Source organism: Modicisalibacter radicis (genome assembly GCF_900961225.1).
GTDB lineage: Bacteria > Pseudomonadota > Gammaproteobacteria > Pseudomonadales > Halomonadaceae > Modicisalibacter.
Genome location: NZ_CAAHFN010000054.1, coordinates 65,527 through 78,515, shown reverse-complemented (window position 1 = coordinate 78,515; position 12,989 = coordinate 65,527). Strand labels below are relative to the sequence as shown.

9 protein-coding genes are annotated in these 12,989 nt (G+C 67.1%); 7 read left to right on the top strand and 2 right to left on the bottom strand.

The annotated features are described in order from the left end of the window. Positions 1–8: 8 nt before the first annotated feature. Both kdsA and eno read left to right on the top strand, forming a co-directional pair. Positions 9–860: a 3-deoxy-8-phosphooctulonate synthase gene (kdsA, locus tag HR9077_RS05975; RefSeq protein ID WP_136066115.1), complete on the top strand. Its 852-nt coding sequence runs from the start codon at positions 9–11 to the stop codon at positions 858–860. Between the two features lie 191 nt (positions 861–1,051). Next, positions 1,052–2,347, top strand: coding sequence for a phosphopyruvate hydratase (eno, locus tag HR9077_RS05970; protein WP_136066114.1), 1,296 nt, complete (start codon positions 1,052–1,054; stop codon positions 2,345–2,347). 584 nt (positions 2,348–2,931) lie between these two features. On the opposite strand, the gene fdxA is transcribed toward eno, so the two are convergent. Beyond that, the gene (fdxA, locus tag HR9077_RS05965; RefSeq protein ID WP_136066113.1) at positions 2,932–3,255 is read right to left on the bottom strand and encodes a ferredoxin FdxA; all 324 of its coding nucleotides are present in this window, start codon (positions 3,253–3,255) and stop codon (positions 2,932–2,934) included. Positions 3,256–3,506: 251 nt separating this feature from the next. Continuing rightward, on the bottom strand, positions 3,507–6,089 hold the full coding sequence (mutS, locus tag HR9077_RS05960) for a DNA mismatch repair protein MutS (RefSeq protein WP_136066112.1): 2,583 nt from the start codon (positions 6,087–6,089) through the stop codon (positions 3,507–3,509). Between the two features lie 288 nt (positions 6,090–6,377). On the opposite strand from mutS, the gene HR9077_RS05955 reads away from it, so the two are divergent. From HR9077_RS05955 to HR9077_RS05935, 5 genes are all read left to right on the top strand, one after another. Next, a complete protein-coding gene (locus HR9077_RS05955; protein ID WP_136066111.1) occupies positions 6,378–6,914 on the top strand; it encodes a CinA family protein in 537 nt (178 codons plus the stop codon). 96 nt (positions 6,915–7,010) lie between these two features. After that, the gene (recA, locus tag HR9077_RS05950; protein ID WP_136066110.1) at positions 7,011–8,081 is read left to right on the top strand and encodes a recombinase RecA; all 1,071 of its coding nucleotides are present in this window, start codon (positions 7,011–7,013) and stop codon (positions 8,079–8,081) included. Between the two features lie 47 nt (positions 8,082–8,128). Then, the gene (locus HR9077_RS05945; RefSeq protein ID WP_210725871.1) at positions 8,129–8,587 is read left to right on the top strand and encodes a regulatory protein RecX; all 459 of its coding nucleotides are present in this window, start codon (positions 8,129–8,131) and stop codon (positions 8,585–8,587) included. Positions 8,588–8,892: 305 nt separating this feature from the next. Beyond that, positions 8,893–11,496, top strand: coding sequence for an alanine--tRNA ligase (gene alaS / locus HR9077_RS05940; RefSeq protein ID WP_136066108.1), 2,604 nt, complete (start codon positions 8,893–8,895; stop codon positions 11,494–11,496). Between the two features lie 93 nt (positions 11,497–11,589). Continuing rightward, a complete protein-coding gene (locus HR9077_RS05935) occupies positions 11,590–12,840 on the top strand; it encodes an aspartate kinase (protein ID WP_136066107.1) in 1,251 nt (416 codons plus the stop codon). Positions 12,841–12,989: the final 149 nt, after the last annotated feature.

Here is a 12,989-nt window from a genome sequence, read left to right as displayed (position 1 = left end):
GAGTCGTCATGGCCGAGTCACAGAAAACCATAGAGTTTGCCGGCCTGCGGGCCGGCAATTCGTTGCCGCTGATGCTGTTCGGCGGCATGAACGTGCTGGAATCCCGCGAACTGGCCCTAGAGGTGGCCGAGACCTACGTCGAGGTCTGCGCCCGACTGGGCATTCCCTACGTCTTCAAGGCCAGCTTCGACAAGGCCAACCGCAGCTCGATCCACTCGTTTCGCGGCCCGGGCGTCGACAAGGGCATCGAGTGGCTGGCCGAGATCAAGTCGCGCTTCGACGTGCCAGTGATCACCGACGTCCACGAACCCTGGCAGGCTGCGCCGGTGGCCGAGGTCGCCGACATCATCCAGTTGCCGGCTTTTCTGGCGCGTCAGACCGATCTGGTGGTGGCGATGGCCGAAACCGGCGCGGTGATCAACATCAAGAAGCCGCAGTTCCTCGCCCCGCACGAGATGCGCCATATCATCAGCAAGTGCCGGGAGGCCGGCAACGACCGGCTGATCCTCTGCGAGCGCGGCTCGAGCTTCGGCTACAACAACCTGGTGGTCGACATGCTCGGCTTCGGCGACATGAAGCAGACCGGCTACCCGGTGATCTTCGACGTCACCCATTCGCTGCAGCGCCCGGGCGGGCGCGCCGACAGCGCCGACGGGCGCCGCCAGCAGGTCGCCGAGCTGGCCCGCGCCGGGGTCGGCGTGGGCCTGGCCGGGCTGTTCCTCGAGTCTCATCCCGACCCCGACAATGCCAAGTGCGACGGGCCCTGCGCCCTGCCGCTGGACAAGCTGGAACCCTTCCTCGCCCAGCTCAAGGCGCTCGACGAGCTGGTAAAAGGGTTTCCGGCGCTGGAGATTTCCTGATGAGGGTGTTTACAAACTACTGCGCTAGCCCAGGCGGCGTTGAAGTCAGCCTCAAAATGCTCATTTACAGACTCGTAAATTCCGCTTTTTCGGCTGACTTCGCCTTGCCTGACCGTCGCTCGCAACGTTTGTAAACCCCCTCTGAGCGGAGCCGTGAACCTTCACTCAACGCTGACAAAGGACGACTGACGATGAGCAAGATTGTCGAAATCCGCGCCCTCGAGGTGCTCGATTCCCGCGGCAACCCCACCGTACAGGCCGAGGTGACCCTCGACGACGGCGCCAGGGGCGTGGCCTGTGCGCCGAGCGGCGCCTCGACCGGTTCCCGCGAGGCGCTGGAACTGCGCGACGGCGACAAGTCGCGCTATCTGGGCAAGGGCGTGCTCAAGGCGGTCGAGGCGGTCAACGGCCCGATTCGCGATGCGCTCAGGGGCCAGGATGCGCTCGACCAGCGCGCCCTGGACAACGCCATGCTCGAACTCGACGGCACCGACAACAAGGCCAAGCTCGGCGCCAACGCGATCCTCGCCGTGTCGCTGGCGGCGGCCAAGGCGGCGGCGGTCAGCAAGCAGGTGCCGCTGTACGCGCATATCGCCGAACTCTACGGCCAGCCGGACCAATACCTGATGCCGGTGCCGATGATGAACATCCTCAACGGCGGCGAGCATGCCGACAACAACGTCGACATCCAGGAGTTCATGGTCCAGCCGGTAGGCGCGCCGAACTTCCGCGAAGCGCTGCGGGTGGGTGCCGAGATCTTCCATGCCCTGAAGAAGGTGCTCGCCGGGCGCGGGCTGTCCACCTCGGTGGGCGACGAGGGTGGCTTCGCCCCCGATCTCTCCTCCAACGCGGACGCCCTGGCGGCGATCAAGCAGGCGGTCTCCGACGCCGGCTACACGCTCGGCAAGGACGTCACCCTGGCGCTCGACTGCGCCTCCAGCGAGTTCTACCAGGATGGCCAGTACAACCTGGCGGGCGAGGGCAAGTCCTACGATGCCGCCGGCTTCGTCGACTACCTGGCCGAGCTGGTCGATCAGTACCCGATCGTGTCGATCGAGGACGGCATGGACGAGTCCGACTGGGACGGCTGGAAGGCGCTGACCGACAAGCTCGGCGACAAGGTCCAGCTGGTCGGCGACGACCTGTTCGTGACCAACACGCGGATCCTCAAGCGCGGCATCGACGAGCAGATCGGAAACTCGATCCTGATCAAGTTCAACCAGATCGGCTCGCTGTCCGAGACCCTGGACGCGATCAGGATGGCCCAGGACGCCGGCTTCACCGCGGTGATCTCGCACCGCTCGGGCGAGACCGAGGACACCACCATCGCCGACCTGGCCGTGGCTACCTGCGCCGGCCAGATCAAGACCGGCTCGCTGAGCCGCTCGGACCGCGTCGCCAAGTACAACCGCCTGCTGGTGATCGAGCAGGAGCTCGGTGACAAGGCCGCCTACCCGGGGCTCAAGGCCATCAAGGGCCAGCACTGACCGCCCTGGAGTAACGCCTCGAACCAGGCGTCGCCGGGACCGCCCGGCGACGCCTGGACTTTTCATCACCCCCACCTTGCCTGCCTCCCGCCCGGGCCGTCGCTCCGCCGCGTTCGATGTCAGCCAGAGCGACATTTAATGTAGGAAATTGCCTACAAAGCCAGTCCTCGTCGATAGCGCCGTGTTTTTCAATTTATTGTTTTTAAACAATTAAATGGCCAGTGCGCAGGCAGGGCGAGACCCGTTGCCAAGAGAGACCCATTGTCGCTTCGTGGATATCGGGCACAATGACTCCGGGATTTTTGGGAAGCGACTTGTCTAGCTCGACTCCACAGGCAGGATGCCATGGGATGCAGCATCACGGCCCTTCCGGCGGCGCAGGACGCGGTTGCCGGACAAGGAAGTGGCCGAAGGAGAGGGGGCAAGGGACACTGCCCGCAAAACAGGGTATAGAGCGGCGACCTTCGGGTCGCCTTTTTTATGCGCGCCCCTCGGGGCTGCCATTTCGGGGTTCACGGCGGGGCGGCGTGCCAGGCTCGCCTGGCACGTGTCATCGGGTGCGGGTCATCGGCCGCGGGTCGGTCTCAGCGTTCGAGCTGCTCCAGCTTGCCGCTCTTGCCGTCCCACTCCTCGGCGTCCGCCGGCGGGTCCTTCTTCTCCGTGATATTGGGCCAGACCACGGCGAGCTCGGCGTTGAGCTCGAGAAACTGCTTCTGGTCGTCCGGCAGTTCATCCTCGGAATAGATCGCCTCGGCCGGACATTCCGGCTCGCACAGGGCGCAGTCGATGCATTCGTCGGGGTCGATCACCAGAAAGTTCGGCCCTTCATAGAAGCAATCGACGGGGCAGACCTCGACGCAGTCGGTGTATTTGCAACGAATGCAATTTTCGGTGACGACGAATGTCATGGAAACTCCCTCGAGTCATGGTAGCCCGCGGCGCAGTACACTCGATCTCCGGCGGGTGTGTCGGCTGCCGTCACGACAGAAGCGGGCGCACGCTGGCTTTGGCTGGTTATAAACGGCCGGGGTCGTTAGAAGACCCACTTCTAATTGGGCGCTAATTCTAGTGCTGGGCGATAGGCGCCGGCAAGCGGCGCCAAGGAACGTTTGGTCATGGAATCATACCCGCCTGGGCCGCTCGCTGTAGAGGCCGGTCCTCACAGCCGCTCGCGCCAGCGGTACAGCAGATCGAGGGCCTGGCGCGGGCTGAGTTCGTCCAGCGCCAAACCATCGAGTTCCTCGACCAGCGGATGCGGCGTGCTGGCGAACAGATCGGGCTGCGAAGGTGCCGGCTTCGATGCGCCGTCCCCGGCTGCCGACACGCTGCGTTGCCCCTGGTCGATTTCATGCTGCTCGAGACTCGCCAGCTTGTCGCGGGCGCGGGCCACCACCGCCGTGGGCACCCCGGCGAGCTGGGCGACCTGCAGGCCGTAGCTCTGGCTGGCCGGGCCCTCCTCGACCCGGTGCATGAAGACGATACCCTCGCGATGCTCGGTCGCGGTCAGGTGAACGTTGGCGACGCCCTCGAGCTGATCGGCGAGGGCGGTCATCTCGAAGTAGTGCGTGGCGAACAGCGTCAGGGCCCGGGTGGCGGCCAGGTGTTCGGCGCTGGCCCAGGCCAGCGACAGCCCGTCGAAGGTGCTGGTGCCGCGGCCGATCTCGTCCATCAATACCAGGCTCTCGGCGCTGGCGTTGTGCAGGATGTTGGCGGTCTCGGTCATCTCGACCATGAACGTCGAGCGCCCGCCGGCGAGGTCGTCGCTGGAGCCGATGCGCGTGAAGATGCGATCCAGCGGGCCGATCTCGGCGCGGTCGGCGGGCACGAAACTGCCGCTGTGGGCGAGCAGGGCGATCAGCGCCGCCTGGCGCATGTAGGTGGACTTGCCGCCCATGTTGGGGCCGGTGATCACCAGCATGTGGCGGCTCGGGTCGAGTCGCAGGTCGTTGGGCACGAAGGGCGCATCGCTGACGTTTTCCACCACCGGGTGGCGCCCGCCATGGATCGCCAGTCCCGGGCTGTCGGTGAGGTGCGGGCGCACCAGCTCGAGTGCCAGCGCGCGTTCGGCGAAGGCCGTCAGCACGTCGAGCGCGGCGAGCGAGCGGGCGCTGGCCTGCAGTGCGTCGAGCTCGGCGTTGAGGGTGTCGATCAGGCTCTCGTAGAGCAGCTTCTCGCGGGCCAGGGCACGCGACTTGGCGGACAGGGCCTTGTCCTCGAACTCCTTGAGTTCGGGGATGATGAAGCGCTCGGCATTCTTGAGCGTCTGGCGGCGGATGTAGTCGGTGGGCGCCTCGCGGGCCTGGGCGCGGGGAATCTCGATGAAATAGCCATGCACCCGGTTGTAGCCGACCTTGAGCCCGGCCAGCCCGGTGCGCTCGCGCTCGCGCTTCTCGAGATCGACCAGGTAGTCGCCGGCGTTCTCGGCCAGGCCGCGCACCTCGTCGAGCTCGGCATCGAAGCCGTCGGCGATCACCCCGCCGTCGCGGATCACCACCGGCGGGCTTTCGACCAGCGCCCGGGTCAGGGTGTCGGCGAGGTCGGGATAGGGGCGGATATGGCGCTTGAGTGCGTCGAGGGCGGTACCTTCGTCCAGCGGGGCCAGCGTCGCCTGCAGCTCGGGGAGCGCCGCCAGGGCATCGCGCAGGCGCGCCAGGTCGCGGGGGCGGGCGCTGCGCAGGGCGACGCGGGCGAGGATCCGCTCGACGTCGCCGATCGGCTTGAGGATGGCGCGCAGGGCCTCGAAAAGGTCGTCGTGGAGCAGCAGCTGCACCGCGCCCTGGCGCCCGGCGACCTGCTCGCGGTCGCGCAGCGGACGGTTGAGCCAGCGCTTGAGCAGCCGCGAGCCCATCGCCGTGGCGGTGGTGTCGAGCACGCTGGCCAGGGTGTTCTCGCTGCCGCCGCCGAGGTTCACGTCGATCTCCAGGTTGCGGCGGCTGGCGGCGTCGATCACCACCGCGTCGTCGCGATTCTCGACGCCCAGCTGGGTGACGTGGGGCAGCCGCGAGCGCTGGGTGTCGCGGGCGTAGTCGACCAGCACCCCGGCGGCGGTCAGCGCGCACTCCAGATGGGCGCAGCCGAAGCCGCGCAGGTCGGCGACGCCGAACTGGTCGCACAGCAGGCGGTTGGCCGATTCCAGGTCGAACAGCCAGGCGCTCTGGCGCTTGAGTCCGGGGCGCTCGGCGAGCGCCGGCGGCAGGTCCTGGGCGTCGCCGACCAGCAGTTCGGCGGGCTGCAGGCGCTGGATCTCGGCCAGCATGTCCGCTTCGCCATCCACCTCGAGCACGCTGAAGCGGCCGCTGGAAAGCTCCAGCCAGGCCAGCCCCCAGCGCTCGCCCTGGCAGTGCAGGGCGAGCAGCAGGTTGTCGCGCCGGGCGTCGAGCAGCGCCTCGTCGTGCAGCGTCCCGGGGGTGACGATCCGCACTACCTGACGATCCACCGGCCCCTTGCTGGTCGCCGGATCGCCCATCTGCTCGCAGATCGCCACCGACTCGCCGGATCTGACCAGCCGCGCCAGATAGCCTTCGGCGCTGTGGTAGGGCACCCCGGCCATGGGGATCGGCGTGCCGCCCGACTGGCCGCGCGCGGTGAGCGTGATGTCGAGCAGTTGCGCGGCACGCCTGGCGTCGTCGAAGAACAGCTCGTAGAAGTCGCCCATGCGATAGAACAGCAGCACGTCGGGGTGCTCACGCTTGATCTTCAGGTACTGGGCCATCATGGGTGTTTGAGCAGTTGCCTGACTCATGCGAATCCTTTTCGAGCCGAAGGGGCGCCGCAGGCGGGGCTGCAGGCTGATCGCGAGGAGCTATTGTACGCATTTGAGCGGCTAGCGTCAGCGCGTTGTCCCCTACCGAAGTGCCAGGAAAAGCGTGGAAAGAGGACGTTCGAATGGCGCGCGACGCTTAAGAGGGCGTGCGGTGTTCCGCTGAAGGCTGGCCATGCCCGATCGGCGGGCGGGACTGCAAAGCGCCGGACAAGTCACTATCCTAGACTTCCGTACGGGCCGGCGCCCGGCCATCGACTGGAGGATGCCATGACGTTACCCCGCCTTGAGGCACAATCGCTCGAGACGTTGGCCGAGCGGTTGGGGCAGGCATGCCGCCACGCTACGGCGAGCGTCACGGCGGCGGAATCCTGCACCGGCGGCGGCGTGGCCAGCGCCATCACCGATGTCGCCGGCAGTTCGGCGTACTTCGAGACCGGCTACGTGACCTATTCCAACGCCGCCAAGACCCGCCTGCTGGGCGTGCCGGCGGCGCTGATCGAACGTCACGGCGCGGTGAGCCGCGAGACGGTGGAGGCCATGGTCGCCGGCGCCTGCCGGGACAGCGGGGCCACGCTCGGGGTGGCGATCAGCGGCGTCGCCGGGCCGGGGGGCGGAACCCCCGACAAGCCGGTGGGGCTGGTGTGGTTCGCCTGGGGCGACGAGCGCGGCTGCGCCAGCGAGAGTCGGCTGCTCGACGGCGACCGCCGGGCGATTCGCGAACAGGCCGTGCATCTGGCGCTGGCCGGGTTGATCGAACGCCTGGAGGCGGCCGACGGCGACGCCGCGTCGCGCGTCGAGGGATAGGCAGGAGAGGTTTTTTTCGCCATAATACTGTTCAGCCATACAGTAGGCGGCCGGGTATCCAGCCCGGCCGCTACCCGCGTTCACTCAGGAGGCTTCATGGCACAGGACGAGAATCGTTCCAAGGCGCTCAACGCAGCGCTGTCGCAGATCGAGCGTCAATTCGGCAAGGGTACCGTGATGCGCCTGGGCGACACGCCGCGGGTCACCATGCCGTCGGTATCCACCGGCTCGCTGGGGCTGGATATCGCGCTGGGCATCGGCGGTCTGCCGCTGGGGCGGGTGGTCGAGATCTTCGGTCCCGAATCCTCGGGCAAGACCACGCTGACCCTGTCGGTGATCGCCCAGGCGCAGAAGCAGGGCAAGACCTGCGCGTTCGTCGATGCCGAGCACGCGCTCGACCCCAGCTACGCCGAGAAGCTCGGCGTCAACCTCGACGACCTGCTGGTCTCGCAGCCCGACAACGGCGAACAGGCGCTGGAAATCTGCGACATGCTGGTGCGCTCCGGCGGGGTCGACGTGATCGTCATCGACTCGGTTGCGGCGCTGACGCCGCGCGCCGAGATCGAGGGCGAGATGGGCGACTCCCACGTCGGCCTGCAGGCGCGCCTGATGTCCCAGGCGCTGCGCAAGATCACCGGCAACATCAAGAACGCCAACTGCATGGTGGTGTTCATCAACCAGATCCGCATGAAGATCGGCGTGATGTTCGGCAGCCCCGAGACCACCACCGGCGGTAACGCGCTGAAGTTCTACTCCAGCGTTCGCCTGGACATTCGCCGCACCGGCTCGGTCAAGCAGGGCGACGAGGTGACCGGCAACGAGACCCGCGTCAAGGTGGTCAAGAACAAGGTCGCGCCGCCGTTCCGCCAGTCCGAGTTCCAGATCCTCTACGGCAAGGGCATCTACCATGCCGGCGAGGTGGTCGACCTGGGCGTGCAGTGCAAGCTGGTCGACAAGGCCGGTGCCTGGTACAGCTACAAGGGCAACAAGATCGGTCAGGGCAAGGCCAACGCCGCGCAGTATCTCGAGGACAACCCGGCGATCATGGAAGAGATCGAAAGCCAGATTCGCGAACAGCTGCTCCACGTCACCGACGGCAAGGCCAAGGAAGAGCCCGAGGCGCCGCAGGCCGCGGCGGCCGAGGAAGACCAGGACGAACTGCTTTAAAGTGCCGGTGAGCGTGCGACGAGCAGCCGCGTCGGAGCATGTCCGTCATGTCCGGTAGCGAGTCGACCCCCCGAGACGACGCCATTCGCCTGTTGGCGCGCCGCGAATACTCGCGGGCCGAGCTGGCGGGGCGGCTAGCCGCCAGGCATCACGATGCCGAAAGCGTGCAGCAGACGCTGGACGCGCTCGAGGCCGAGGGGCTGCAGTCCGATGCGCGTTTCGCCGAAAGCTTCGTGCGCTCGCGCCTGGCGCGCGGCCAGGGACCGATGAAGGTACGCGCCGGGCTCAACGAGCGGGGAATCGATCGCGAACTGGCCCGCACGGCGCTCGACGAGGCCGGGACGGACTGGCCGGCGCTGGCCTGCGAGGTACTGGCCAAGCGCTTCGACGGGCCGGGCGCCACCCCGCGCGAGCGGGCCCGGCGCGAGCGTTTCCTGGCCGGGCGCGGCTTCGACTTCGAGCAGATGAAATACGCGCTGGCGCATGCCTGGGACGCGCCCGACTGAGACGTCGGCGCCGACCTGCCGGTCCTTTGCCCTTGCTCCCATGGCCTGCCGCGACGCCCTTCCTCCGGGGTTCCTCGCGACCCTCCCTGCCGGAGCCGCCTCGGGCCCCCTCCCTTTAGTCCCACGCTGAACGCGTTATACTAGTGCGCTTGCGACGGCTGCATGTGACGGCTGGATACGTCATTTTTTCGCCATTTTCGACACGCGCCACGACGTTTCGCGAAGACCGCGTCCCTTGAACCAGCCATTCGCAGGGTGGGTCGGTCGTTAGCGCAGCGCTCCAATCACATTGCCACGGGTTTGCCATGAAAAGCGCAGATATCAGACAGGCCTTTCTGACCTTCTTCGAAGAGCAGGGGCATACCATCGTGCCGTCGAGCTCGCTGGTGCCGGACAACGATCCCACCCTGCTGTTCACCAACGCCGGCATGGTCCCGTTCAAGGATGTCTTCCTGGGCCGCGATCCGCGGCCCTACGTGCGTGCGACCTCGGCCCAGCGCTGCGTGCGCGCCGGCGGCAAGCACAACGACCTGGACAACGTCGGCTATACCGCGCGCCATCACACCTTCTTCGAGATGCTCGGCAACTTCAGCTTCGGCGACTACTTCAAGCGCGACGCCATCCGCTTCGCCTGGACGTTTCTGACCGAGCGGCTGGGCCTGCCCGCCGACAAGCTGTGGGTCACCGTCCACGTCAGCGACGACGAAGCCGAAAGGATCTGGAAGGACGAGATCGGCATCGACCCCGAGCGCTTCTCCAGGCTCGACGAGGACAACTTCTGGCAGATGGGCGACACCGGCCCCTGCGGGCCCTCCTCGGAGATCTTCTTCGATCACGGCCCCGAGGTCTGGGGCGGCCCGCCGGGCAGCCCCGAGGAGGACGGCGATCGCTACATCGAGATCTGGAATCTGGTGTTCATGCAGTTCGATCGCGACGCCGGGGGCACGCTTAATCCGCTGCCCAAGCCCTCGATCGACACCGGCATGGGCCTCGAGCGGGTCGCCGCGGTATTGCAGGGCGTTCACTCCAACTACCAGATCGACCTGTTCGAGAACCTGCTCGAGGCCGCCGGCGAGATCATCGGCCACGCCGACCTCGAGGCGCCGTCGCTGCGGGTGATCGCCGATCACATCCGCTCCTGCGCGTTCCTGATCGTCGACGACGTGCTGCCCTCCAACGAAGGCCGCGGCTACGTGCTGCGGCGGATCATCCGCCGGGCGATCCGCCATGGCCACAAGCTGGGCGCCCGCGAAGCGTTCTTCCACAAGCTGGTCGCCGCGCTGGACGCCGAGATGGGCGAGGCCTATCCGGAACTGCGCCAGGCACGTGGGCGGATCGAGAAGGTCCTGCTCAAGGAAGAGGAGCAGTTCGCCCGCACGCTCGACCATGGCATGGGCCTGCTCGAGGACGCCTTGAGCGAACTCGACGGCGAAGTGCTGGCCGGCGAGACGGTATTCAAGCTCTACGACACCTACGGCTTTCCCTTCGACCTCACCGCCGACATCTGCCGCGAGCGCGGCGTGACCCTCGACGAAGCCGGCTTCCAGCGCGAACTCGAGGCGCAGCGCGAGCGCGCCCGGGCGGCCAGCCAGTTCGGCGCCGACTACAGCGCCTCGATCGAGGTCGAGGGCGAGACCGCCTTCACCGGCTACGAGCGGCTCGACGACGAGGCGCGGGTCACTGCGCTGGTCGACGAGGCGGGCAACGCCCTGGCCGCGCTCGAGGCGGGCCAGCGCGGGGTGGTGGTGCTCGATCGCACGCCGTTCTACGGCGAGTCCGGTGGCCAGGTCGGCGACAGCGGCTATCTCGAGGCCGACGGCCTGCGCTTCGAGGTCGACGACACCCAGAAGCAGGCCGGCCACCATCTGCACCACGGTGTGCTGCGCGAAGGTCGCCTGGCGGTGGGCGCGACAGTGGCGCCGCGGGTCGACGCCTCGCTGCGCGCGGCGATCATGCGCAACCACTCGGCGACCCACCTGCTGCACAAGGCGCTCAAGCAGGTGCTCGGCGAGCACGTCCAGCAGAAGGGCTCGCTGGTCACCGCCGAGCGGCTGCGCTTCGACTTCAGCCACTTCGAGGCGATGACCGCCGAGCAGCTCGCCGAGGTCGAGGCGATCGTCAATCGCCAGGTGCTGGCCAACGCCGACACGCGCATCCAGCAGATGACCCTCGACGAGGCCAAGGCCAAGGGCGCGGCGGCGTTGTTCGAGGCCAAGTACAGCGACAGCGTGCGCGTGCTGACCATCGGCGCCGACGACTTCTCCATCGAGCTGTGCGGCGGCACCCACGTGGCCCGCAGCGGCGACATCGGCGCTTTTCACGTGCTGGCCGAAACCGGCATCGCCGCCGGCGTGCGGCGCATCGAGGCGGTGACAGGCGAGGGCGCGCTGGCCTACTTCCGCGAACAGGAAGCCCGGGTCATGCGCCTCGCCGAACGCGTCAAGGCCAAGCCGGAGCAGCTCGAGGAGCGCGTCGAGACGCTGCTCGAGCGCAACCGCACCCTGGAGAAGGAACTCGAGCGGCTCAAGGCCAAGCTGGCCAGCGCGGCGAGCAGCGACATGCTCGCCGAGGCGCGCGAAGTCGCCGGCGTGCGGGTGCTGGCCAAGCAGGTCGAAGGCGTCTCCGGCAAGGAGCTGCGCGGCCTGATGGACCAGCTCAAGAACAAGCTGGGCTCGGGCGTGCTGGTGCTGGGCGCCGCCGATGGCGGCAAGGTCAGCCTGATCGCCGGGGTCACCGACGACCTCACCGGCCGCGTCAGGGCCGGCGAGCTGGTCAACCATGTCGCCGCCCAGGTCGGCGGCAAGGGCGGCGGGCGCGCCGACATGGCCCAGGCCGGCGGCAACGATGCCGCGGCGCTGCCGCAGGCACTGGCCAGCGTTCCGGATTGGCTTGCAGGCCAGCTGGGCTAGAATCGCTCCAGGGCCATGCGGTGCTTCGCCCCGGCCCTTTCGGGCGCCGGCCCTGGAGATGGGAACCTCACATTCACGACACGGATAGACACCATGGCGCTATACGTACAGAAATTCGGCGGTACCTCGGTGGGCTCGGTCGAGCGCATCAAGGCGGTCGCCGATAAAGTCAAACGCTACCGTGACGACGGGCATCAGGTGGTGGTCGTGGTCTCGGCGATGAGTGGCGAAACCAACCGGTTGATCGAGCTTGCCGGCCAGATCAACGACGAGCCGACGCCGCGCGAGATGGACATGCTGGTGTCCACCGGCGAGCAGGTCACCAGCTCGCTGCTGGCCATGGCCCTGCACAAGCTTGGCGTGCCGGCGACGTCCTACACCGGCGGCCAGGTCGGCATCCAGACCGACAGCGCGCATACCAAGGCGCGCATCCAGCGCATCGAGACCGACGAGCTGCGCCAGGACCTCGACGAGGGCCAGGTGGTGGTGGTCGCCGGCTTCCAGGGGATCGACGAAGAGGGCAACATCACCACCCTGGGGCGGGGTGGCTCGGACACCACCGGCGTCGCCCTGGCGGCTGCCCTGGGTGCCGACGAGTGCCAGATCTATACCGACGTCGACGGCGTCTACACCACCGATCCGCGGGTCTGCTCCAAGGCGCGTCGCCTGGAGTCGATCACCGTCGAGGAGATGCTCGAGCTGGCCAGCCTGGGCTCCAAGGTATTGCAGATTCGCGCCGTCGAGTTCGCCGGCAAGTACAACGTGCCGTTGCGCGTGCTCTCGAGTTTCGAGGAGGGCGCCGGCACCCTGATCGTCGCTGATTCAGATCAAGAAGAGGATTCCATGGAAGAGCCGCTGATTTCCGGTATCGCCTTTACCGCCAACGAAGCCAAGCTGACCCTGCTCAACACCCCGGACGTGCCGGGCGTCGCCTCGCGTATCCTGGGGCCGATCGCCGACGCCAACATCGAAGTCGACATGATCGTCCAGAACGTGGCGCCCACCGGCAATTACACCGACTTCACCTTCACCGTGGCCAAGGGCGACTTCAAGCAGACCCAGCGCATTCTCCAGGACGAGGTCATCCCCTCCCTGGGCGAGGGCGAGCTGCGCGCCGACGACAACATCGCCAAGGTCTCGCTGGTCGGGGTCGGCATGCGCTCCCATGCCGGTGTCGCCTCGAAGATGTTCCGCGTGCTGTCCGACGAGAACATCAATATCCGCATGGTCTCCACGTCCGAGATCAAGATCTCCGTGGTGATCGACGAGAAGCACATGGAACTTGCGGTACGCGCCCTGCACAAGGCGTTCGGCCTCGACAAGGACGACATCGAAAGCGAGTGAAGCGACGCGGAACGCGGCTTGCGTTCTACGCTAGTAGGGAGCAAGGAGTCGCAAGCGGGTCCGCACGAGCCTTTCATTCAACGTGGTTATAGGGTTTCATGCTGCGCTGAATTTGGCCTCAGGTGGGCGTATGGCGCATAATCATGCGC